This window comes from Burkholderia sola, from assembly GCF_905400185.1.
GTDB classification, from domain to species: Bacteria; Pseudomonadota; Gammaproteobacteria; order Burkholderiales; family Burkholderiaceae; genus Burkholderia; species Burkholderia sola.
In genome coordinates this window covers 3,388,254-3,412,312 of the sequence record NZ_FR989675.1, presented here as the reverse complement: position 1 = coordinate 3,412,312, position 24,059 = coordinate 3,388,254, and the positions used below count along the sequence as shown (strand labels likewise).

At 65.0% G+C, this 24,059-nt stretch carries 20 protein-coding genes and 1 pseudogene; 20 read left to right on the top strand and 1 reads right to left on the bottom strand.

The window, feature by feature from the left end:
* The first annotated feature begins 2 nt into the window (after positions 1-2).
* From flgF to tssF, 17 genes and pseudogenes are all read left to right on the top strand, one after another.
* Positions 3-761 carry a flagellar basal-body rod protein FlgF gene (gene flgF / locus KR541_RS15740; protein ID WP_050014265.1) on the top strand — a complete coding sequence of 253 codons (759 nt, stop codon included), beginning with the start codon at positions 3-5 and terminating at the stop codon, positions 759-761.
* Between the two features lie 34 nt (positions 762-795).
* Positions 796-1,584 (top strand): flagellar basal-body rod protein FlgG, encoded by a 789-nt coding sequence (flgG, locus tag KR541_RS15735; RefSeq protein ID WP_006477564.1) that lies wholly within the window; start codon positions 796-798, stop codon positions 1,582-1,584.
* 21 nt (positions 1,585-1,605) lie between these two features.
* The gene (gene flgH, locus KR541_RS15730; protein WP_050014266.1) at positions 1,606-2,295 is read left to right on the top strand and encodes a flagellar basal body L-ring protein FlgH; all 690 of its coding nucleotides are present in this window, start codon (positions 1,606-1,608) and stop codon (positions 2,293-2,295) included.
* A 5-nt stretch (positions 2,296-2,300) separates the two neighbouring features.
* Positions 2,301-3,476 carry a flagellar basal body P-ring protein FlgI gene (locus tag KR541_RS15725; protein WP_050014341.1) on the top strand — a complete coding sequence of 392 codons (1,176 nt, stop codon included), beginning with the start codon at positions 2,301-2,303 and terminating at the stop codon, positions 3,474-3,476.
* On the top strand, positions 3,477-4,487 hold the full coding sequence (flgJ, locus tag KR541_RS15720; protein WP_050014267.1) for a flagellar assembly peptidoglycan hydrolase FlgJ: 1,011 nt from the start codon (positions 3,477-3,479) through the stop codon (positions 4,485-4,487).
* 221 nt (positions 4,488-4,708) lie between these two features.
* The gene (locus KR541_RS15715; protein WP_050014268.1) at positions 4,709-5,464 is read left to right on the top strand and encodes a flagellar brake protein; all 756 of its coding nucleotides are present in this window, start codon (positions 4,709-4,711) and stop codon (positions 5,462-5,464) included.
* Positions 5,465-5,647: 183 nt separating this feature from the next.
* A complete protein-coding gene (flgK, locus tag KR541_RS15710) occupies positions 5,648-7,648 on the top strand; it encodes a flagellar hook-associated protein FlgK (RefSeq protein ID WP_050014269.1) in 2,001 nt (666 codons plus the stop codon).
* Between the two features lie 22 nt (positions 7,649-7,670).
* On the top strand, positions 7,671-8,912 hold the full coding sequence (flgL, locus tag KR541_RS15705) for a flagellar hook-associated protein FlgL (protein WP_050014270.1): 1,242 nt from the start codon (positions 7,671-7,673) through the stop codon (positions 8,910-8,912).
* Positions 8,913-9,183: 271 nt separating this feature from the next.
* Positions 9,184-10,491 carry a solute carrier family 23 protein gene (locus KR541_RS15700; protein WP_050014271.1) on the top strand — a complete coding sequence of 436 codons (1,308 nt, stop codon included), beginning with the start codon at positions 9,184-9,186 and terminating at the stop codon, positions 10,489-10,491.
* Positions 10,492-10,921: 430 nt separating this feature from the next.
* Positions 10,922-13,393 carry a type VI secretion system Vgr family protein gene (locus KR541_RS15695; RefSeq protein WP_089488896.1) on the top strand — a complete coding sequence of 824 codons (2,472 nt, stop codon included), beginning with the start codon at positions 10,922-10,924 and terminating at the stop codon, positions 13,391-13,393.
* A 10-nt stretch (positions 13,394-13,403) separates the two neighbouring features.
* A complete protein-coding gene (locus KR541_RS15690; RefSeq protein WP_216089614.1) occupies positions 13,404-14,174 on the top strand; it encodes a DUF4123 domain-containing protein in 771 nt (256 codons plus the stop codon).
* Positions 14,171-16,735 carry a T6SS effector BTH_I2691 family protein gene (locus KR541_RS15685; protein ID WP_216089613.1) on the top strand — a complete coding sequence of 855 codons (2,565 nt, stop codon included), beginning with the start codon at positions 14,171-14,173 and terminating at the stop codon, positions 16,733-16,735. Before KR541_RS15690 ends, KR541_RS15685 begins: the two co-directional genes overlap by 4 nt.
* Positions 16,736-16,753: 18 nt before the next feature.
* Positions 16,754-17,830 (top strand): DUF6708 domain-containing protein, encoded by a 1,077-nt coding sequence (locus tag KR541_RS15680; RefSeq protein ID WP_235356236.1) that lies wholly within the window; start codon positions 16,754-16,756, stop codon positions 17,828-17,830.
* A 27-nt stretch (positions 17,831-17,857) separates the two neighbouring features.
* Positions 17,858-18,331 (top strand): hypothetical protein, encoded by a 474-nt coding sequence (locus tag KR541_RS15675; protein WP_124631170.1) that lies wholly within the window; start codon positions 17,858-17,860, stop codon positions 18,329-18,331.
* A 69-nt stretch (positions 18,332-18,400) separates the two neighbouring features.
* Positions 18,401-18,661: a PAAR domain-containing protein gene (locus KR541_RS15670; protein ID WP_050014342.1), complete on the top strand. Its 261-nt coding sequence runs from the start codon at positions 18,401-18,403 to the stop codon at positions 18,659-18,661.
* A 69-nt stretch (positions 18,662-18,730) separates the two neighbouring features.
* A pseudogene (locus KR541_RS15665) lies at positions 18,731-19,012 on the top strand (hypothetical protein); the annotation flags it as partial.
* Positions 19,013-19,016: 4 nt separating this feature from the next.
* Positions 19,017-20,894, top strand: coding sequence for a type VI secretion system baseplate subunit TssF (gene tssF / locus KR541_RS15660; RefSeq protein WP_216089612.1), 1,878 nt, complete (start codon positions 19,017-19,019; stop codon positions 20,892-20,894).
* A 119-nt stretch (positions 20,895-21,013) separates the two neighbouring features.
* Here the strand turns inward: tssF and KR541_RS15655 are convergent, their stop codons facing one another.
* Complete coding sequence (locus tag KR541_RS15655) at positions 21,014-21,898, bottom strand: transcriptional regulator GcvA (protein ID WP_050014276.1); 885 nt, start codon at positions 21,896-21,898, stop codon at positions 21,014-21,016.
* A 96-nt stretch (positions 21,899-21,994) separates the two neighbouring features.
* Between KR541_RS15655 and KR541_RS15650 the strand changes: the two genes are divergently transcribed.
* The 3 genes from KR541_RS15650 to KR541_RS15640 are packed head-to-tail and all read left to right on the top strand — an operon-like array spanning position 21,995 to position 23,992.
* Entirely contained in the window at positions 21,995-22,663 is a 669-nt protein-coding gene (locus KR541_RS15650; RefSeq protein WP_089488891.1) for a chromate transporter, read from the top strand.
* Complete coding sequence (locus tag KR541_RS15645; protein ID WP_050014278.1) at positions 22,660-23,187, top strand: chromate transporter; 528 nt, start codon at positions 22,660-22,662, stop codon at positions 23,185-23,187. Before KR541_RS15650 ends, KR541_RS15645 begins: the two co-directional genes overlap by 4 nt.
* Before the next feature lie 58 nt (positions 23,188-23,245).
* Positions 23,246-23,992 (top strand): YoaK family protein, encoded by a 747-nt coding sequence (locus KR541_RS15640; protein WP_050014279.1) that lies wholly within the window; start codon positions 23,246-23,248, stop codon positions 23,990-23,992.
* The last annotated feature ends 67 nt before the right edge of the window (positions 23,993-24,059 follow it).

Genomic DNA, 24,059 nt, shown 5'->3' with positions numbered 1-24,059 from the left:
CCATGGACCGACTGATCTATACGGCGATGACGGGCGCGTCGCAGTCGCTCGACCAGCAGGCGATCGTCGCGAACAACCTCGCGAACGCGTCGACGACGGGTTTTCGCGCGCAGCTCGCGACGTATCGCGCGGTGCCGATGAATTTCGGCGACGGCAGCAACATCGACCCGACGACGACGCGCACCTACGTGCTCGCGTCCACGCCCGGCGCCGATTACGCGCCGGGTCCGATCACGCGCACCGGCAATCCGCTCGACGTCGCGGTGCAGGGCGCGGGCTGGCTGTCGGTGCAGACGGCCGACGGCGGCGAGGCGTACACGCGCGCCGGCAACCTGCACGTCGACGAGAACGGCCAGCTCGTCAACGCGAGCAACCTGCCGGTGGTCGGCAACGGCGGCCCGATCTCGGTGCCGCCGAACGCGGAAGTGACGATCGGCAAGGACGGCACGGTGTCCGCGCTGATGCCGGGCGACCCGCCGACGGCGGTTGCGATCGTCGACCAGATGAAGCTCGTCAATCCCGATCCGGCCACGCTCACGCGCGGCAACGACGGGTTGTTCCGCACCGCCGACGGCAATCCGGCCGACGCCGACCCGAACGTGGTCGTCACGCCGAATTCGATCGAAGGCAGCAACGTGAACCCGGTGACCGCGATGGTCGCGATGATCGACAACGCGCGCGCGTTCCAGCTTCAGTCGAAGCTGATCCAGACGGCCGACCAGAACGAGCAGACGGCGAACCAGCTGCTCAATTTCAGCTGAGCGCCCGCGCCAGCCTACGCAGGAGACTGACCAAGTGAATCGTTCGCTCTACATCGCCGCGACCGGCATGAATGCGCAGCAGGCGCAGATGGACGTGATTTCGAACAACCTCGCGAACACCAGCACGAACGGCTTCAAGGCGTCGCGCGCGGTGTTCGAGGATCTGCTGTACCAGACCATCCGCCAGCCCGGCGCGAACTCGACGCAGCAGACCGAACTGCCGTCGGGCCTGCAGCTCGGCACCGGCGTGCAGCAGGTCGCGACCGAGCGCCTGTACACGCAGGGCGGCCTCACGCAGACCGGCAACTCGAAGGACGTCGCGATCAACGGCGCGGGCTTCTTCCAGGTGCTGATGCCGGACGGCACCAACGCGTACACGCGCGACGGCTCGTTCCAGACCAACGCGCAGGGCCAGCTCGTCACGTCGAGCGGCTACCAGGTCCTGCCGGCGATCACCGTGCCGCAGAACGCGCAGTCGCTGACGATCGGCAAGGACGGCGTCGTGTCGGTCACGCAGCCGGGTTCCAGCAACGCGGTGCAGATCGGTTCGCTGCAGATCGCGACCTTCATCAATCCGACCGGCCTCGAGGCGAAGGGCGAGAACCTGTTCGCGGAAACGACGTCGTCGGGCGCGCCGAACGTGTCGCAGCCGGGGCTGAACGGCGCGGGCGTGCTCAACCAGGGCTACGTCGAGGCGTCGAACGTGAACGTCGTGCAGGAACTCGTCAACATGATCCAGACGCAGCGTGCCTACGAGATCAACAGCAAGGCCGTGACGACGTCCGACCAGATGCTGCAGACCGTCACGCAGATGAAGAGCTAACCGGAACGTCCCGTCGCAGCCATGAAGCAGGTTCGCCTCCCCTCGTCAGCCACCGTCCGCGCCGCGTGCGCGGTCGCGGTGGCGGCGCTCGCCGGTTGCGCGCAGATTCCGCGCGATCCGATCATCCAGCAGCCGATGACGGCGCAGCCGCCGATGCCGATGTCGATGCAGGCGCCCGGCTCGATCTACAACCCCGGCTACGCGGGGCGGCCGCTGTTCGAGGATCAGCGCCCGCGCAACATCGGCGACATCCTGACGATCATGATCGCGGAGAACATCAACGCGACCAAGTCGTCGGGCGCGAACACCAACCGGCAGGGCAACACCGACTTCAGCGTGCCGACGGCCGCGTTCCTCGGCGGACTGTTCGCGAAGGCGAACCTGTCGGCGGCCGGCGCGAACAAGTTCGCGGCCACTGGCGGCGCGAGCGCGGCGAACACGTTCAACGGCACGATCACGGTGACCGTCACCAGCGTGCTGCCGAACGGCAACCTCGTGGTCAGCGGCGAGAAGCAGATGCTGATCAACCAGGGCAACGAATTCGTGCGCTTCTCGGGGGTCGTCAACCCGAACACGATCTCGGGCGCGAACTCCGTCTACTCGACGCAGGTCGCCGATGCGAAGATCGAATACTCGTCGAAGGGCTATATCAACGAAGCCGAGACGATGGGCTGGCTGCAGCGCTTCTTCCTCAACATCGCGCCGTGGTGATGACGATGCAGCTACCCCTTTTCCACCGCCTGTCGCTGCGTGCACGCGCCGTCGCGCGGTGTGCCGCCGTCGTGCTGGCCGCGTGCGTGCTCGGCGCCGCGCCCGCGCACGCGGAACGCCTGAAGGATCTCGCGCAGATCCAGGGCGTGCGCGACAACCCGCTGATCGGCTATGGCCTCGTCGTCGGCCTCGACGGCACGGGCGACCAGACGATGCAGACGCCGTTTACGACGCAGACGCTCGCGAACATGCTCGCGAACCTCGGCATCTCGATCAACAACGGTTCGGCCAACGGCGGCCCGTCGTCGCTGAACAACATGCAGCTGAAGAACGTCGCGGCCGTGATGGTGACGGCCACGCTGCCGCCGTTCGCACGGCCCGGCGAAGCGCTCGACGTGACCGTGTCGTCGCTCGGCAACGCGAAGAGCCTGCGCGGCGGCACGCTGCTGCTCACGCCGCTGAAGGGCGCGGACGGGCAGGTGTACGCGCTCGCGCAGGGCAACATGGCGGTCGGCGGCGCGGGCGCCAGCGCGAACGGCAGCCGCGTGCAGGTGAATCAGCTCGCGGCCGGCCGGATCGTCGGCGGCGCGATCGTCGAGCGCGCGGTGCCGAACGCGGTCGCGCAGATGAACGGCGTACTGCAGCTGCAGCTGAACGACATGGATTACGGCACCGCGCAGCGGATCGTGTCCGCGGTCAACTCGAGCTTCGGCCCGGGCACCGCGACGGCGCTCGACGGCCGCACGATCCAGCTCGCGGCGCCGGCCGATTCCGCGCAGCAGGTCGCGTTCATGGCGCGCCTGCAGAACCTCGACGTGAGCCCGGACAAGGCCGCGGCGAAGGTGATCCTGAACGCGCGCACCGGCTCGATCGTGATGAACCAGATGGTCACGCTGCAAAGCTGCGCGGTCGCGCACGGCAACCTGTCGGTGGTCGTCAACACGCAGCCGGTGGTGTCGCAGCCGGGGCCGTTCTCGAACGGGCAGACGGTGGTCGCGCAGCAGTCGCAGATCCAGTTGAAGCAGGACAACGGCGCGCTGAAGATGGTGACGGCCGGCGCGAATCTCGCCGACGTCGTGAAGGCGTTGAACACGCTCGGCGCGACGCCCGCGGACCTGATGTCGATCCTGCAGGCGATGAAGGCGGCCGGCGCGCTGCGCGCCGACCTGGAGGTGATCTAAATGGCGGCCACGCTCCCCAACGCAAACGACCTCACGCAGCGCTTCGCGCTCGACGTGCAGGGTTTCGACGCGCTGCGCACGCAGGCGAAGCAGTCGCCGCAGGCCGGCGCGAAGGCGGTCGCCGGCCAGTTCGACGCGATGTTCACGCAGATGATGCTCAAGAGCATGCGCGACGCGTCGCCCGACGGCGGCCTGTTCGATTCGCATACGTCGAAGATGTACACGTCGATGCTCGACCAGCAGCTCGCGCAGCAGATGTCGACGCGCGGCATCGGCGTCGCCGATGCGCTGATGAAGCAGCTGCTGCGCAATGCGGGCGCCGGCGCGGGCGGCGACACGGCGGCCGACGTCGGCGCGGGCGGCATGGGCGGCATGGGCGGCATGGGCGGCATGGGCGCCGGCGGCCTCGGCGCGGCCGGCAACGAAGGCAGCCTCGCCGCGATGAACGCGATGGCGAAGGCCTATGCGAACGCGGCGAACAACGGCGGGCTCGCCGGCGCGCGCGGCTACTCGGCCGGCAGCGCGCTGACGCCGCCGGTCAAGGGCGCGAGCGGCGTGCCGAACGCGGACGCGTTCGTCGACCGGCTCGCGGCGCCCGCGCAGGCGGCCAGCGCGACGACCGGCATCCCGGCGCGTTTCATCGTCGGCCAGGCCGCGCTCGAATCGGGCTGGGGCAAGCGCGAGATCCGCGCGACCGACGGCTCGACCAGCTACAACGTGTTCGGCATCAAGGCGAACAAGGGCTGGACCGGCCGCACCGTGTCGGCGCTGACCACCGAATACGTGAACGGCACGCCGCGCCGCGTGGTCGCGAAGTTCCGTGCGTACGACTCGTACGAGCACGCGATGACCGATTACGCGAACCTGCTGAAGAACAACCCGCGCTATGCGGGCGTGCTGAGCGCGAGCCGCAGCGTCGAAGGCTTCGCGCACGGGATGCAGAAGGCCGGCTACGCCACCGACCCGAATTACGCGAAGAAGCTGATCTCGATCATGCAGCAGATCGGCTGACGGGCCCGCCCGCTCCCGGCTCGCCACCCCTTTTGGACCGCGCCCGGCACCTTGCCGCGCGCGGTTTCAACGTTTGCGAGAAATAAATCGCCGTTTCGATCTAAACTTTCGGTCAGCACTGCCGCTAAGTGTGAGAGACCTGCGACCGGGCCCCCGTTCTGGCCCGGTTTTATTGCGCACCGGTTGCCCCGGGCGCCCATGACAAGAAAGACCGGCTAGCCATGAATATCGAAACGTCGACGGACCCCAGCCTGGATGCAGGCCACTCCGGGCCCGACTATGCCCGCCGCAATCCGCTGGAAATCGGCGTGCAGCTGCGCAACCTGGTGAACCGCGGCGATTTCCTGACCGTCCAGTACCCGGGTGGCCAGCTCGTCACGCGTCTGCTCGAGGTCGACGTCGGCGAGCGGACGTTCACGTTCGACTGGGGCGCGCTGTCCGAGCAGAACGCCGGCATCCTCGGCGCGTCGCACTGCACGTTCGCGGCCGCGCCGGAGGGCGTGCGCGTCGAATTCACCACGGGCACGCCGCGCGAGACGCGCTACGAGGGGCTGCCCGCGTTCGTCGCCGATTTCCCCGACGTGCTGGTGTGCATCCAGCGCCGCGAATATTTCCGCGTCGACGCGCCGATCGTCGATCCGTTCCTGTGCCGCGGCAAGCTGCCGGACGGCGAAAGCTTCCTGTTCGAGGTGCACAACCTGTCGCTCGGCGGCGTGGGGCTGCGCACGGCCGACGAGCGCGTCGAGGCGCTCGAGGTCGGCACGCTGCTGCCGGACGTCGAGCTCGAGCTGACCGGCCACGGCAAGCTGTCGCTCGACCTGCAACTGGTGTCGCAGCGCTCGACGCAGATGCCGAACGGGTCGCGGCGCTACCAGCTCGGCTTTCGCTACATGTCGCTGCCGGGCAGCGCGGAGAACACGCTGCAGCGGCTGATCACGCAGCTCGAAATGAAGCGCCGCTCGCTCGCGCGGGCCTGACGCGCAGGCCCCCACGGGCCGCCCGCGCAGCGCCGCCGGCGCCTTGCGCCGGGCGCTTCCAGCGGCGACGCACGCCCGTGCGTCGGGCGTGCATTTTTTCCTCAATTTTTTCAATCCGCGGCCGTTATACCGGGAGTCACGCAACCCGGCGGCCGCAGCGCGGCCGGCTCATCAGGATCGCGCATGTCCAACACACTCATGAACCTCGGCGTCAGCGGCCTGAATGCCGCGCTCTGGGGCCTCACGACGACCGGCCAGAACATCAGCAACGCCGCGACGCCCGGCTATTCGGTCGAACGCCCCGTCTATGCCGAGGCGAGCGGGCAGTACACCAGCAGCGGCTACCTGCCGCAGGGCGTGAACACCGTCACCGTGCAACGGCAGTACAGCCAGTACCTGAGCGACCAGCTGAACGGTGCGCAGTCGCAGGGCGGCGCGCTGTCGACGTGGTATTCGCTCGTCGCCCAGCTGAACAACTACGTCGGCAGCCCGACGGCCGGCATCTCGACCGCGATCACGAGCTATTTCACCGGGCTGCAGAACGTCGCGAACAATGCGTCCGATCCGTCGGTGCGGCAGACCGCGATCAGCAACGCGCAGATTCTCGGCGACCAGCTGAAGGCGGCGGGCCAGCAATACGACGCGTTGCGCCAGAGCGTGAACACGCAGCTCACCAGCACCGTGTCGCAGATCAACACGTACACCGCGCAGATCGCGCAGCTGAACCAGCAGATCTCGGCGGCGAGCAGCCAGGGGCAGCCGCCGAACCAGCTGATGGACCAGCGCGACCTCGCGGTGTCGAACCTGTCGAGCCTCGCCGGCGTGCAGGTCGTGCGCAACGACAGCGGCTACAGCGTATTCCTCGCGGGCGGCCAGCCGCTCGTCGTCGCCGACAAGAGCTACCAGCTTGCGACCGTCACGTCGTCGTCCGATCCGAGCGAGCTGACCGTCGTGTCGCAGGGCATCGCCGGCGCGAATCCGCAGGGGCCGAACCAGGCGCTGCCGGATGCGTCGCTGTCGGGCGGCACGCTCGGCGGCCTGCTCGCGTTCCGCCGTCAGACGCTCGACCCGGCCCAGGCGCAGCTCGGCGCGCTCGCGACCAGCTTCGCCGCGCAGGTCAACGCGCAGAACGCGCTCGGCGTCGATCTGGCGGGCAAGCCGGGCGGCAACCTGTTCACGGTGACGAACCCGACCGTCTATTCGAATCAGGGCAACACCGGCAACGCGTCGCTGTCCGTGTCGTTCGCCAATGCGTCGCAGCCGACGACGAGCGACTACACGCTGTCGTACGACGGCACGAACTACACGCTGACCGACCGCGCGAGCGGGTCGGTGGTCGACCAGAAGGCGGGTCCGATGCCGGTCTCGCTCGGCGGGCTGAACTTCTCGTTCTCGTCCGGCGCGATGAATGCCGGCGACCAGTTCACCGTGCTGCCGACGCGCGGCGCGCTGACCGGCTTCGGCCTCGCGACCACGAGCGGCTCGGCGATCGCGGCCGCGTCGCCGGTGGTCGCGGCGGCATCGAAAACCAACATCGGCACGGCAAAGATCACGCAGGGCGCGGTGAGCGCCGGCTACCAGGTGCCGACGACGCCGACCAAGCTGACCTACGACGCGGCGTCGCAGTCGCTGTCGGGCTTCCCGGCCGGCACCACGGTGACGATCGCGGGCACCCCGCCGACCTCGGTGACGATCACAAGCCCGACCGACAGCGTGCCGTACAACGCGACGGCCGGCGCGAAGCTGACGATCAACAGCACCACGCAGCCGGCCCCGGCGGGCGTGATGAACGGCGTGACCGTCACGCTGTCCGGCGCGCCGTCGGATGGCGACACGTTCACGATCGGACCGTACGCGGGCGGCACGAGCGACGGCTCCAACGCACAAGCGTTGTCGCAGCTCGTCACCGCGAAGGCGCTCGGCGGCGGCACGACGACGCTGACCGGCGCGTATGCGAACTACGTGAACGCGATCGGCAACACGGCGAGCCAGTTGAAGTCGTCGAGCGCTGCGCAGACCTCGCTCGTCGGCCAGATCACGACCGCGCAGCAGTCGGTGTCGGGCGTGAACCAGAACGAGGAAGCGGCGAACCTGATGCAGTACCAGCAGCTTTACCAGGCGAACGCGAAAGTGATCCAGACGGCGGCGACGCTGTTCCAGACCGTGCTCGGCCTGTTCAACTGACCCGATTCGAGGGATAGAAGCGATGCGAATTTCCAGCGCCCAGTTCTTCCAGCTGAACGTTTCACAGATGAACGATCAGCAGGCGCAGCTCGCGCAGCTGTACCAGCAGATTTCGAGCGGCACGAGCCTGCAGACGCCGGCCGACAACCCGGTCGGCGCGGCGCAGGCCGTGCAGCTGTCGATGACGTCGGCGACGCTGTCGCAGTACACGACCAACCAGACCACCGCGCTCGCGTCGCTGCAGGCCGAGGACCAGGCGCTGCAGAGCGTGAGCAGCGTGCTGACCGGCGTGCAGACGCTGATCGTGCGTGCCGGCGACGGCTCGCTGGCCGACAGCGACCGCTCGGCGCTCGCGACGCAGCTGCAAGGCTATCGCGACCAGCTGGTGACGCTCGCGAACTCGAACGACGGGGCCGGCAATTACCTGTTCGCCGGCCTGAACAATTCGACGGCGCCGTTCACGGCCAGCCCGAACGGCAGCATCAGCTACGTCGGCGACTCGGGCACGCGCCAGGTGCAGATCGCCGATTCGAGCAGCGTGTCGCAGGGCGACACCGGTTCGGCGGTGTTCATGTCCGTGCCGTCGCTCGGCAGCGCGCAGGTTCCGTCGGCCGGCGCCGGCAACGTCGGCACCGGCGCGATCGGCGCGGTGACGGTGACGGACCCGTCCGCCGCGACCAACGATCACCATTTCGCGATCACGTTCGGCGGCACGCCCGCCGCGCCGACCTACACGGTGACCGACAACTCGGCCAAGCCGCCGACCACGACGCCCGCGCAGGCCTATACGTCGGGTGCGTCGATCGCGCTCGGCAGCGGGATGACGGTGGCCGTATCGGGCACGCCGAGCACGGGCGATACGTTCGCCGTGACGCCCGGCCCGCAGGCGAGCGGCGGCGCCGACATCTTCTCGACGCTCGACTCGATGATCGCGGCGCTGAAGACGCCGGTGACCGGCAACCCTGTCGCGGCCGTGTCGCTGAAGAACGCGCTGATGACCGGGTCGATCAAGGTCGGCAACACGATGCGCAACGTGACGACGATCCAGGCATCCGTCGGCGGCCGCGAGCAGGAAGTGAAGGCGATGCAGGCCGTCACCCAGACCGCGTCGCTGCAGACGACCAGCAACCTGACGGACCTGACCAGCACCAACATGGTCACGACGATCAGCCAGTACCTGCAGGTGCAGAACGCGCTGACCGGCGCGCAGAAGGCGTACGTGCAACTGCAGAACCTGTCGCTGTTCCAGTACATCAATCCGTGATGCACGCGGCGCCGGCTTCGATGTGAGCGCACGCTTACTTCGCGGCCGGTGCTTGCCGCTGCCAGCCGCGCATCGTGCGCGGACGGGCGCTTCGCCGGGGCCGCGCGGTCGCGCACCGGCTCTCTCGCGCGGCCTGCCGCGTTCTCGTTTGGCCGGCTCCGCCCGCCGGTTCGCTTGCCAGCCCCATTTCCGCTCCGTAAACTCGCGCCAGATTCCAGACCGGCGCATCCTTCGCAGCCGGCGACCGACGACCGACAGGAGCGCTTTTCCCATGTCCGATTCCTACTTCCCGCGCTGGCGGGTCCAATCGACCGGCGCGGCCTCGCGCGTGGTCGGCCCCGACGAGCGCCTCGCGTGGCCGCAGATGGTCGCGATGGGCGTGCAGCACGTCGTCGCGATGTTCGGTTCGACCGTGCTCGCGCCGTTGCTGATGGGCTTCGATCCGAACCTGTGCATCTTCATGTCGGGCATCGGCACGCTGCTGTTCTTCGTGCTGGTCGGCGGGCGCGTGCCGAGCTATCTCGGCTCGAGCTTCGCGTTCATCGGCCTCGTGATCGCGGTGACGGGCTACGGCGGCAGCGGCCCGAACCCGAACATTCCGGTCGCGCTCGGCGGGATCGTCGCGTGCGGCGTCGTGTACGTCGCGCTCGGCGCGCTGGTGCAGGCGATCGGCACGCGCTGGATCGAGACGCTGATGCCGCCCGTCGTCACCGGCGCGGTGGTCGCGGTGATCGGGCTGAACCTCGCGCCGATCGCGGTCAAGGGCGTGTCCGGCTCGACCTTCGAGTCGGTGATGGCGCTCGTCACGGTGCTGTGCGTCGGCGGCGTCGCGGTATTCGCGCGCGGGATGATGCAGCGCCTCTTGATCCTCGTCGGGCTCGTGATCGCGTACGTGATCTACGCGATCGCGACCAACGGCATGGGCCTCGGCAAGCCGATCGATTTCGCGATCGTCGCGCAGGCCGCGTGGTTCGGCGTGCCGAGCTTCCGCGCGCCGGTGTTCGATCCGCACGCGATGCTGATGCTCGCGCCGATCGCGGTGATCCTGGTCGCGGAGAACCTCGGCCACATCAAGGCCGTCAGCGCGATGACGGGCACCAATCTCGACCGCTACGTCGGCCGCGCGTTCATCGGCGACGGGCTCGCGACGATCGTATCGGGCAGCGTCGGCGGCACGGGCGTGACGACCTACGCGGAGAACATCGGCGTGATGGCCGTCACGCGGATCTATTCGACGCTGGTGTTCGCGGTCGCGGCGCTGATCGCGATCGGGCTGGGCTTCTCGCCGAAGTTCGGCGCGGTGATCCAGACGATTCCCGGCCCCGTGCTCGGCGGCGTGTCGATCGTCGTGTTCGGGCTGATCGCGGTGACGGGCGCGCGGATCTGGGTCGTCAACAAGGTCGACTTCTCCGACAACCGCAACCTGATCGTCGCGGCCGTCACGCTCGTGCTCGGCGCCGGCGACTTCTCGCTGAAGATCGGCGGCTTCGGGCTCGGCGGGATCGGCACCGCGACGTTCGGCGCGATCATCCTGTACGCGATCCTGCGCAAGGAGAAGGAACCGGGGCCGGTGGTGTGAGCGGGAGCGGGCGGTGCAATGCCGCCCGGCAGCGCGGGTTGACGGTACAAAAACATCGGGACCGCAGGTGTTCGTCCGAGACGTTCCAAGCGATGTCAGATCGGGCGGAAAATACTGGAATCAGCCATTTTGTTGGGCGTCTGTTTCTGGCTTCACATTCTGTAACGGTGTTGGATCTCAAGAGCCGGCCCTGGTCTCGATGGAGACGCTGGTCGGCGCTGATACGGCGCTCGCTCCGCACGACACGTTAGCATTCGTTCAATATTCCTGACACTTCTTCCCGTGTGTCGTCGCGGGGCTTTGTGGTATACGTCTGAGCTTATCGCGGCATGGGCGCGATGCTCTCATCATCCGTCCCCCTTTGCCGGAGTATTCCGGGGCATACGAGCAGCCCACCGGCACGTCGCGCGCAGACCGAGGGACGAGAACAATGCAGAACACGGCACAGGCCCTGAGAGACCTTGCGCTGGGCCCGCAATACAACCGGCAAGTGCAAATCAGCTTTCCGGACGATAACGCGCCTTACGGAATCCTGCTGCCGAACGCATTCGAGGCGGTTGAAGCGTTATCGAAGGATTTCGCGTACAAGATCGAAATCCTGTCGGATAACGATCATCTTGCACCGAAAGATTTCATCGGCAAGCGCATTACGATCAGTCTGGCGCGCGGCGACGGAAGCCTGCGATATTTCAACGGCCATATTTTCGCGTTCCGGCACGTTCGCACGGATGGCGGCTGGGTATTCTATGAGGCGCACGCAGGCCCGTGGCTGCGCTACCTGAAGTACAGCCAGCACAATCGTTTGTTTCTCGACCAGAACCTGCACGACCAGACAGCGACGGTTTTTCAGGACTACGGCGTGTTGCCGGAATGGGCGTGGCACGTCGGCGAAGACGATCCGCGCATGACGATGGCCTGCCAGTTCGATGAAGACGACCACAATTACGTTCATCGGCGCTGGGAGCATGCGGGCTACCTGTACTGGTACGAGCACACGGCCACGTCGCACAAACTGACCGTTTCCGACCCGACGCGTCCCGCGCCCGCGATCGACGGCAAGATTCACGAAATCCGCTTCCACAATGGCGAGGGGGCGGAAGAGTCGAACAGCATCCGGAGCTGGTCCCCGTTCCAGCAGACGACATCGACGCACGCGGAACTGTCCCGCTTCGACTTCAAGACGCCGACGCCGACCCACGTTCAAACGAGTCTGTTGAGTCCCGATGCCGCGCTGCCGCAGCTCGAATGGAACGAGTACGCAGGCGCGTACGGCTACCGGAACATGGAGCATGGGTATCAGATCGCGAATCGCCGAATGGAGGAAATCGAGGCGACGATCAAGCGCTTCGACGCGAAGGGCAACAATCGCTTCGTGCAGCCGGGGCGCTGGTTCCAGCTGACCGACCGTTACGGTTCGGCGCTGAGCCGCGACCCGAACGACGACGAATACCTGATCGTCTCGGTTCGGCACGTGGTGACCAACAACTATTTGCAGGACACGGGCGTGCTGGCGGAATACCGCAACGAGTTCACGTGTGTCCCCAAGGCGACGCCGTGGCGGCCGGGGCGCGGCTACAACAGCATCGACACGAAGATCCTTGCGCCACAGACGGCAACCGTCGTCGGCCAGTCCGGCACGAGCATCCACACCGACGAACACGGCCGCGTGCTGGTTCAATTCCATTGGGATCGCGACGGCAAGTATTCGACATGGGTGCGGGTCGCGAGCGGCTGGGCCGGCGGCGGCCAAGGGATGGCGGCGCTGCCCCGTATCGGTTCCGAAGTGATCGTGCAATGGCTCGATGGAAATCCGGACCACCCGATCATCACGGGCCGCGTGATGAACGCGCGCAACGTGCCGTCGTGGAAGCTGCCGGACGAGCATCCACTGATGGGGATTCGCAGCCGGGAACTGATCGGCGCGGATGGCAACGCGTCGTCCGGCCGAAGCAATCAACTGATCTTCGATGACACGGCGAACGCCATTCAGGCGCAACTTCGGTCCGACCATGCGGCGAGCCAACTTTCGCTCGGCAAGATCACCCGGATCGAGGACTGGCAGGGGCGCAAGGATGCTCGGGGCGAGGGCTTCGAGCTGCGTACGGATGAGGTCGGCGCGATTCGCTCCGGCAAGGGCATGGTAATCAGCACCGAGGTGCGTCCTGCTGCGCAGGGGCACCTCTCGGACGTTAGCGAACCCGCATCGCGACTGACCAAAGCACAAACGTTACACGGGCAGCTTGGCAAGCTTGCGCAGCACTATCAGGCGCAGGACAACGGAGCGGACCAGACACCGATCGCCGATGCGCTGAAATCGCAGGTGGAGGGTATCCAGGGCGCGGGGGCGACGGGCAACAGCGACAAGGGCGACTTCCCGGAACTCAACGAAGCGCACTTGCTGCTGGCCGGCGCGGCTGGCATCGCCGTGACGACGCCCGCGACCGCGCACGTCACGGGCGGCCAGCACGTAGCCGTGACGGCCGGCGAAAGCATGTCGGTCGCGACGGGCAAATCGTTCTTCGCCAGCGTATCGGACAAGTTCTCGCTGTTCGTGCACAAGATGGGGATGAAGCTGATCGCCGCGAGCGGCAAGGTGCAGGTGCATGCGGAAAACGACGAGTTGGAGCTGCTGGCAAAGAAGGTCTTGTCGATCATCAGCACGACGGACTGGATCAACATTACCGCCAAGCAGGGCATTCGCTTGACGGCCGGCAACAGCCAGCTCGAAGTCAGCGCGAAAGGCATCGTGGGCTATACGCCCGGTGAAAACAAGATCCATGCGGGCAGTCACGATACGGTGGGGCCGCAGAGCGTGCCGGCCAACTTCCCTGGCAATGATCTGTGTGAACAGGTTGCCAGTGGCGCAGCCCAGGCTGGCCAGGCATCGGTCGCACTGACATGAGCGAAGGCATATGACTATTGCTCCCCTGCAAGCAGCCCCTAACTTCTCGGGGCCGCTCACACACGGTTTCCTGTTGGTGGAACCGACGACACTAGTTCATGCACCTGAGCTGCTGGCACTGGATATGCAGCCGTGTACTCCGCGCGCGCTGGCACACCGTGAGGAATTGATGCCCCAACTCGTCGATATCTCCGCGCTGGACGACGAAGCGCGTGCGCTGGCAACCGCGTGCTGGGTAGCAGAAACACATATTGAACGCCCGCCTGTGGTGTGCGCATGGCTCAGCAGCGATGCGCCCGCCGACGCGATATGCGAACACGTTGCACGCTATCTGGTCGGTCCGGGCGCAGACGGTAACCCCACGTTCTGGCGTTACTACGATCCACGTGTGCTGAGCCTGACACACGCGGTGCTCGATTCGTCTCAGCAACGGGCATTGTTTGGCCCGATTCAGGCGTGGCAGTTCGCGTGGGCCGGACATCGCTGGTGCGTTACGCGTTCCGGCGCCGACACAGCGGACACCGATCAACCGTCCGGCTGGCCGCGTCGCGAGCAATGGCCGCGCATCAATTGCAGTGAAGTCGCAGATCGGGTGCTACGCCGGCTACCCACCATGTCTGTCGAGCACGCCGCGCAATTCCCCATCGCACTGGACAGGGTGTTCAGTGAGGCGATTCTGAGCGGCCACGCTATGGATGTCGATGCGCTTGTCGAGTATGCATTGCAACACTTGCGACTCGATATTGCACTTGACTCTGAAACTCGAGGATCAAAACCATGACGACCAAAGGTTGCCCGCTGTGCGATCGCCAATCGCTGCTGATCTATCCCGTACGGTACGCAATCGCCTGTCCGCGTGGCGCAGCGAAAGCCCCAGCGCTGTCCGGTAATTTCAAAATTGACGGTCGGGCACCTCAAGCAGTTGCCTCCGCCAAATTCACGTTACGCGCGCTGCGTCAAGGCTATCTATACACCTACGACGAGAAGCGCAAACGGCTCAGCGCTTACATGGTTCTGGATGATGGCAGTCTTTGGTATTTCCCACCCGACACGACGCCACCTCCGGGCGACTCCAAAAGCGCACTCACTCAAAGTTGTATCGCACGTGCCGAAACGGACTTCGAGTCGCTGGGGCGATGTGTCAGTGTTCAGCATACGCCTGGAAGTGACGAGGCGAGCAATCTCTGGATTGGCTGGTCGAACGTGCGGTGGACCAAGGACCTCGTACACAACAAAATCAATGAAGACGCTTGGCGCAAGCAGCATATGCAGTGCATCAACGTTCCCGCGATGCTGGCCGGGGGCGCCACCGATACGGGCGAATTTCAAGCCACGCAGAGCAAGATCGCGCATTTTGCGATGGATGCTCAGGCGATGAAGGCAGCGTTCGGCTTTAGCAACCGCCCACCCAAGGACGAGATCCGACTACGTCAGCGCAACGTCGCCAAACGAATCGGTGATGCAATGGCTGAATCTCCGAACAAGAAAGGCTTTGTGGTCGCGGTCAACGACCCTGTCGGCGTCGCTAACGATCTCGCGGAACTGACGGTTCCCAACCTGAACAATGGTTTCGACGAACAGATGTATTGGAAGTGGACATCGGCGCAACTGCTCCAACGTGCTGAAGCGGGAATTCGAGCGAATGCGAAGGCCGTTACTGGACTGACCTATGGAACTTCGAAGACCATCGCCGATGCCAATGCCGTCAATATGAAGGTCGGCGCTCCCGTCGCGCCGGATGCGGTCGGTTTTTTTCACGTCATGCGCTCATGGATTAGGACGGGAAGTCTTGAGCAGGCGATGAAGGAGGAAGACCGAAAGACGGGGGACGTTCCCGCGACGCAGGAAGAGGCGGCGAACGAGGCGTGGGAGGACGCAGCGTTCAAGGTCGGTCCCGATGGGAAGCGAACCAGCGTGCTCGATGAAGAGGCGTTGAAACGCTTCCCACAGGAGTATCAGCAAGCGCTCGAAGCGTTCAAGCCGAAGTGGCAGCCGCTTGTGCAAGCGCATGCGGAATGGCTCAAGTCGCAATTGCTCGCCGAATGGATGGCTGGCGTTCACGATTCGCAGGACCTTCGGAGCGGCTACGCATACAGTGAGTCCTGCGCACAGGCCATTGGTGCCGCTGTCGGCACCGAAGCCTGCAAGAAAGTGCTCGATGACTGGCTGAACGGTCAGGCTTCGAACATCCGCAATCTGTACGTGCGCGCCCTGATGTTCAATCAGGACACGCTGATAAAAGCGGCGGACGCACAGGTGCACGGTTCTGATATCCAATACGAGAACTTCCTGAATCTCTACAAGGAAGCGTTCAAGAAGATCGAAAATCTGGGCAACGCGGCCAGTCTGCGCGATCGACTCATCGTGACGACCGCCAATCAGATCGTCGGCGTACTCACGAAGACCACGCGCGGTGCCGCGCTCGGCTTCGTGACCATTCGTTTGGCGATACAGTCCGGAGTTCGACTCAAACCGTCACAAGTCAGCAAACTTGCCATTCGCGACTGGGCGTTGCAGCAAGCCCGGGAGTTGGGCGTCAAATTGGACGGAAACCGGACCGAACAGCGCGCCTCGGCGACCCAGGTCGGGAAACAGGTCCTGAGGACGGCGCCACCGAGTGATCCGAACGTCGTCGCCTACGAGATGGACGTCGACGCGCTGGTTCGGGACGGGAAGCTAGAGGCTGACGCGATCAAGGCCGTCAGGGTTCCGGGCGTGGATACCGCCAAGAAGTGGCTCAACTCGGCCCGGGAGTTCAATCTCGGCGTCGTGACGGTGATATTCCAGATGGCGACGCTTACCTTCGCGGCGAAGGATTGGGCGGGCAGCGATCAGTTCAACCAAGGCGAAACCGGTTTGAAGGCAGTCGGCGCTGTCGTTTCGATCGTCGGGACCGTCATCGAAACCGCGTCGGAAACAGTGGCGAAAGCGCCGGCTCATCCGCTATCGGCGTTCATCATGAAGCAGTGGGCCGGTGCCAGTGAATGGGCCGAAGTCGGAGCGAAGGTTGGGCGCGGCCTTGGTGCGCTAGCAGGCATCGTGCTAGCGGGGTATGACATCTTGAAGAACATGCCAGAGGCATATGCCAATAAAGAATATGGTCTGACTACTCTCTACGCTTTCAGCGGGATTCTAGGCGTATACGTTGCGGTTGCTGCATTCTTCAGCCTGCCCCTATTCTGGCCTGCTTTGGTCCTATCCATCTTAGTGGGTATCGCGATCGCGATTTTCAAAGCGTCGGCGCTCAAAGACTGGGTCTCTCGCTGCAAGTTCAGCAAGGGGGAGCACTACGACTCGCTTGAGGCGGAAATCAAGGCATTTAACTCGGCGGCGGGAGGCTAACAGGTGGACGAGCGCGTCATGAAAAAATGTATCGGCAAACCAGTGCCACAGTGGGATCTGGCGCATCGCTTGCTGATCAATCGAGCCGTTGGTCCAGATGTCCAGGATTTCGGTGCAACGTTCAGCGTCAATTCAACTTATATGGATGTAATCGAGCCGTCTTTTCTCGAACGGCAGTGGTTCATTACTGGCGCTGTACTGGCCTTTTTGGGTATGGGAATTGGTCCATACGTCTATCTTCTAACGCACGCCGATCCAGCTCCTGCGTTTTGGATGTTTGTATTTAATTGCCTAGCGATTGTGCCTGTCGTCCTTTTCGGTTCGATAGTCTGGAAACTTGGGCGCGGCCTGTTCTTTGGTCTCCGCTATCGCCCGATCCGTTTCCATCGCGAAGCTCGCAAGCTTTTTGCGATTCGCGCACGACGCTTTTTCGCGAAACCCGGCGAAGGTGACATCGTTTGGGAAGCACCGTGGACGGAAGATTCGATCTTTTGTCTGCACCGCGAAGACACGTCCTTCGGCACGATTTTCCACATTCGGCACTATACGGTCGACGACCACGGCAATGTCACTCGCGTGTTCTCGATAGGTCGGGAATGGACCGGCAAGCAGCAGGTTGAAATGGCACTCGCGCAGTGGAACTACTGGTGCGCGTACATGAACGGCGGGCCGAACGGTTTGCCCAAACCGATGCTGTTTCACACGCAGCGCGAGACGCCACGCGAGTCGTTCCTGTTTTCTCTGTATAGCTTCGGGATGCGCGCGCCGGTCTTCATTCGTTTGCTGATGATGCCGCTGATTCTGATCTTTACCGTCATGCGAATCATTGCGAATGCGACCTGTCGCGATCCTGTCTGGCCTGCCGCCATCGAGCAAATTTCCGCGATCGCGCCCGATGATCTTTACGCGGAACCGCGCTCAGGGACGCCTGTCGGATGGGGAGACACCGTGTTGGCCCAGCAGCGCGGCGAGTATCCGAATGGGTCGAAAGCGCGGGTCGAAGACTGGAGGGGTGAACCCGACGGCGGAATGTACGCGGCAGCTTGGCTCGAGAATCCTGCTGCCAACATGGCAAACTCGGCAGTGCGAAGCTAACGGTGCTTGACGAAGAGGATTTCCGGCATGATTGAAAGGCACATCGTAGCGGCGCTAACCACGGCACTTGTGTTGTTCGCTGGATGCTCGTCAAGTGCATCTGCGAAATACGATGCTGCGGAAAAAGCGGTCAAATCAGCATTGGTCGATGCCCAAGACATCGATTTTTTTGATTTATACGAAAACACGCTTGATTTGCACGGGATAAGTTCGACGCCGAACTACACGCGCACGTTCATTTGCGGATACGTCACCTACAAAAATCGGGCCGGCCAGCTGGTTCGCGCGCGTTTTATCTATGTGACCCGTTCGGATGATCCGTCACTTGCCGACTATGGCCCGCTCAGCCTGGAGAAGCCTGAGCTGAATTACGGAATTCGTGATGAGGACAATGGAGGCAGGTACGCGACCGCGTTCGAATTCTCCGGATGGAATCGAATTTGCGCCAATGCTCGGCATCCGAAAACTTTTAGCGGAGTCGCTCCGAAGAGCGACGGTTGACCTGGATGCGGGACCGATCAGGTCTTGCTTGTTCAACGGCATGACAATGCAAACGATGCGGAAAGGATGATGAAGGATGAAAACGGACGTGGCGTGATCCGCCTGAATGACAAGACGACGCACGGAGGCCACGTGATCACCGCGAGTGACGATCTGAAAGCGCAGGGCATTCCCGTCGCGCTCGAAGGGCACCTGACCGAATGTCCGAAGTGCGGCGGGCAGTTCAGGATCATTCCCCAAAACAGTACGCGCAACCATCACGGTACGCCGGTAGCCTTTCACGATGATCCGACGGAGTGCGGAGCGCGACTGATTTCGTCGCTTGAATAGAGGTCATCGCGTATGGGCGGTTCGGTAGATCCGATGAAGGAAACGGCATTGATCGGCGAATCGTCGCCCGACGCGCAGGTTGTGCATCATTGGCTTTATTTGAACCGGCCACGCCACTTCCCGGAGCCTGGCAAGCGCACGCGGGCGGAACGGCTAGCGGAAATCGAACATCTCTATGACCGACACGTCGTCGGCCCGGCGATTCTCGACGCCGAGGCGGCCGAATCTCTCCCGTCGTACGGACCGCAGCATGAAATGATCCGGATGCAGCCATACGGCCCACAAGGAGGATTGCGCAAACTTATCTTCGTCGGCCCGACACTCGTGCGTTCCGACCGACTAGGGCTGTAGCTGAATGGATCACCTGCTGTCGCATTACGAATATGAACTCGGGTTGTTCGCGCGGGCACTCGGCGATTTCGCGATCCGCTATCCAAAGATCGCGGCTCGGCTCGGCATCCAGAGCGGCCGAAGCGACGATCCGCATGTGGCGCGTCTGATTCAAACCTTTTCGTTTCTGGCCGCACACCTCGATTCGAAGCTGGCCGACGACTATCCCGAGTTCACCGAGGCGCTGCTCGAGGTCGTCCACCCCCACTATCTGCGCACCATACCGTCGTGCGCGATTGCCTCGGTCGAACCACGGACGATCGTCGGTCAACTGACGGAGCCGATCATCGTGCCGCGAGGCATGGCGTTGAATGCGCGCACCGCCCCGATACGGTTCCGGTCGGCCTACGACGTGACCCTCTCGCCATTGCAAATCCGGTCCGCGCGGTATGCCCCGGCGCTGCTGGCGCCGTCGACCGTGAGATTGCCGACAGACGCAACCGGCGTGCTGTCGATCAGCTTCGCGTCGGCTGCCGGTCCATTCACGGCGGGTATTCCGGACGGGCCTGTCCGGATCTATCTTTCCGGCGAACGGCCGTTCGTCTCGTCGCTGCTGGACGCTTTGCTGCTGCGCGCGGCGGCCGCGTATGTCGAGGTCGATCAATGTGGGCGCTGGCGGGCCATATCGAAGGTGCCGTTCGAACCGGTCGGTTTCGCCGATGACGACCGCTTGCTGCCGGACAACCGAACCACCAGCCGCACCGCGACCACCTACCGCTACTTGCTGGAATACTTCGCGTTTCCCGAACTGTTCGATTTCGTCGATCTCGACATCGGCCGCGTGCGGCGGGCAGCAAGCGCTCCCGACGCTCGGGAACTAACGTTGCACGTCGTATTGCGCGATACGCCTGCCGACTCGGTCGCCGCGCTGGCGCTTGCATCGCTGGACGCGGCGGCGTTCAAGCTGTTTTGTACGCCCGTCGTGAATCTCTTTTCTCAACCGGCCCTGCCCATTGTGTTGAAGGGGCAGGACGCCTATCCGGTCCAACCCGTGCGACTGGCGAAACATTCGCCGCTGGGCGTGTATTCGGTCGACGCGGTCTATCTCGGCGAGTTATCAAGGAAGAAGGACAAAGACGAGGACGTATCGCTCGACAGTGATCGGCCTAGAACCCTGGTGCGGCCCTATCAGGCGCTGAGTCACGATCCGCGCCCGGATTCGGCGGCGGTCTATTGGGTTGCGTTTCGTGACCGCGATGCGGGATCGCCCGGTCGTCAATCCATGATGCTGTCGCTGGTCGGACTGGACGGACAGTCGGTCCGGCCAAAGCTGCCCCAAATCGATGTGGTGACGACGGTGACAAACGGCGACTTGCCGGCGCGCTTGTCGATCGGCAATCCGGTGGGCGATTTGCTGCTCGAAAGCAAGGCGCTGGATTGTCCGATCCAGTTGATTACCCGACCGACGTTGACGGCTGATCTGCCGCGTGGCCACGGTGCGTTGTGGCGCGTGTTGTCGACGCTTGCGCCGCATCCGCTGGACCTGACGCGGGACGGGTTATCGGGGCTGAAAGCATTCCTGCGGCTCCACGCGGTGCGCACGACGCCGTTCGCGCTGCGCTGCATCGACGCGATTACCGAACTGGACTACAAGCCGGCAATGAAATGGATGTCGCTGGATAATCAGTTCCCGTCGTTCGTGCGCGGCATCGAAATCATGTTGTCGCTTGACGAGACCGCGCTGCGCGAAGTCAGCCTGGTCGTGTTCACGAAGCTGCTCGAACGGTTCTTCGCGCCGTACGGGCCGACGAACAGTTATGTCCAACTGGTGGTCCGTTCGGCGCAGACCGGCCAGGAATTGACGCGAGGCGCGGCCATGCCCGGTACGCAGCCGCTGATCTGAACGCATCGGCCAGGATTCTCGTCATGAGGCGGCGGGGTGATCCGGATCAGCCCTGACCAAGCGCTCGACCGTATGTTGTCTGACCCGGGGGGGCGGCGCAACGCTGCCGATCGCTTGCATTACGCGCCAGTATTCGACTGCCCCTGCAGCCACGCACAGAACTGCGCGACGAGCGGATCGTCGGCCGGCGCGCCCGGCGCGATCCACCAGTAGCTGCGCGTCGCGATACGCGGCCCGTCGAGCGGCATCACCAGCCGCCCGCTCGCGAGTTCGTCGTCGATCAGCGGCAACGGGCCGAGCGCGACGCCCAGCCCGTCGACGGCCGCCTGCAGCGCCAGGTAGAAGTGGTCGAACGACTGTCGCTTGCGGCCCTTCATCGCGACACCCGCCGCCGCGAACCAGTCGCGCCAGCCTTCCGGCCGCGTATCCGAATGCAGCAGCACGTGCCGCGCGAGATCGTCCGCGCGCGTGATCGGCGCGCGCTTGAGCAGCGCGGGGCTGCAGACCGGAATCACGCTTTCGTCGAGGAAGTGGCCGCTCGTGCAGTTCGGCCAGTGGCCGGGCCCGCGGCGGATCGCGACGTCGAAGCCGTTCAGCGTGTCGAGCGGCGCGTTCGACGTCGACAGCTTCAGCTCGACGTTCGGCACGTCGCGCTGAAACCGCGACAGGCGCGGCAGCAACCATTTCATCGCGAAGGTCGGCAGCGCGTTGATGCGCAGCACGCGCGCCGCGCCGGTGTTGCGCAACTGCTCGGTCGCGTGCGCGATGCTGTCGAACGCCGCGCGTACGGTGTCCAGGTAGCGGCGGCCTTCGTCGGTGAGCTTCACGCGCTTGCCGTAGCGGTGGAACACCGGCTTGCCGAGCCACGCCTCGAACCCGGCGATCTGCCGGCTGATGGCACCGTGAGTCACATGCAGCTCGTCGCCGGCGGCGCTGAAGCTTTCATGTCGTGCCGCGGCTTCAAAGGCCCGAAGCGCGGAAAAGGGCGGGAGATCGCGTGCCATACTTGTGATTCTAGATCACAAGGGCGCGCCGATAAAATCGTTTTGCCGGCATCCCGAACGGCGGTAACCTCGGTTCACCGTTTGATGAGGAGCCCCATGCAATCCGCTTTGCCGCCCGCCTTCCCGCCGCCTGCCGCGCCCCCTCGCAGCGTCGGCCTCGCCGAGCTGTTCACCGGTTTCCTGTCGCTCGGCCTGATGTCGTTCGGCGGCGCGTTGCCGTTCGCGCGGCGCACGATCGTCGACGAGCGCAAGTGGCTCTCCGCCGACGAATTCACCGATCTGCTCGGCCTGTGCCAGTTCCTGCCGGGCGGCAACGTGATCAACCTGTCGGTCGCCGTCGGCATGCGCTTTCGCGGCGTCGCCGGCGCGTTCGCCGGGATTCTCGGGCTGATCGCCGGCCCGACGCTCGTCGTCGTCGCGCTCGGCGTGCTGTACGCGAAGACGCAGAACGATCCGCGCGTGCAGCACCTGTTCGCGGGGCTCGCGGCGGCGGCGGCCGGGTTGCTCGTCGCGATGGCCGTGAAGGTCGCGAAGCCGCTGCTTCGGGCGCCGCGCACCGCGGCGGCGATTGCGGCGCTCGCATTCGTCGCGATCGCGGTGCTGCGACTTCCGCTGCTGACCACGATGCTGGTGCTGACGCCCGTCAGCATCTGGCTCGCGTCGCGCCGCCGCGAGGCCGGCGCGCCGCGGCCGGTGCCGGATGCCGCGCGAGACACGCACGATGCGCACGACTCGCCCCACACGCAACAGGAGCGCCGGCCATGAGCGACACGCTGATCGCCATCGCGACGATCTTCAGCCAGTTGTCGCTGCTCGCGTTCGGCGGCGGCAACACGATCCTGCCGGAGATGCAGCGGCAGGTCGTCGACGTGCACCACTGGATGAGCGCGCACGAGTTCACCGCGCTGTTCGCGCTGGCCCAGGCGGCGCCCGGGCCGAACATGATGATCGTGTCGCTGGTCGGCTGGCACGTGGCCGGCTGGGCCGGGCTGCTCGTCGCGTCGGTCGCGAAGTTCGGGCCGTCGTCGATCGTGACGGTGCTCGCGCTGCATGCGTGGGAGCGCTTTCGCGACCGGCCGTGGCGCCGCTACGTGCAGCAGGGGATGATGCCGGTGACGGCCGGGCTCGTCGCGGCCAGCGCGGTGCTGATTTCCGAGGCGTCGAACCGCACCGCGATCCAGTGGGGCATCACGGCCGCATGCGCGGTGCTCGCGTGGCGCACGCGCATCCATCCGCTGTGGCTGCTCGCGGGCGGCGCGCTGATCGGGCTCACGGGCATCGGGCAGTGAACGGCGCACAACCGCCCTCCCGTGCGCGATACTGGCGCGACTTTTCACGGGAGGATCGATGGATCTCGACGGCGCCAGCCGCAATCTCACTGTCGCCGCATTGCTGACGCTGTCCGGCGGCTACCTCGACGCGTACACGTACGTTGGCCACGGCCACGTGTTCGCGAACACGATGACCGGCAACGTCGCGCTGCTCGGCATCAACCTGTCGGCCGGCGAATGGGCCGCCGCGCTGCATCACGTGCCGCCGCTCGGCGGCTTCGTGCTCGCGGTGTTCGTCGCGCATCTGCTCGCCCTGGCCGCGCAGCGCGGCTGGATGCGGCATACGGCGTTCGTGAGCCTGATCGTCGAAATCGCGTTTCTCGGCGTCGCCGCGAGCGGCGTCGTCGGCGCGTCGAGCGCATGGCTGATCCCGGGCATCTCGTTCGTCGCGACGCTGCAGACGCTGTCGTTCACCCATCTCGAGGCACTGTCGTACACGTCGGTGATGACGACCGGCAACCTGCGGCGCGCCGCGCAGAAGCTGTTCGTCGGGCTGATTCCGCGCTACGACGCGGGCGCGCTGCACGACTCGGCGCTGCTCGCGACGATCAGTTTCTGTTTCCTGGGAGGCGCGGTGGTCGGCGGCCTCGTGACGCGGCTCGTGCCGGACATCGCGCTGTGGGGCGCCGTGCTGCTGCTCGTCGGCGCGTTCGCGGAAATCGTGCGGCGTGCGTGGCGTCGCGCGGGGAACGGCGGTGCGGGTGGCGCGGGCGGTCAGGGTGGTCAGGGCGACAGCAGCGACGGGGCGACGCAAACGGCCTGACGGCAGGCTGCAACCCGCAACCCGCCGCAACGATCGCACCGGCGATTTCTCCGCGATCCGCGTGACC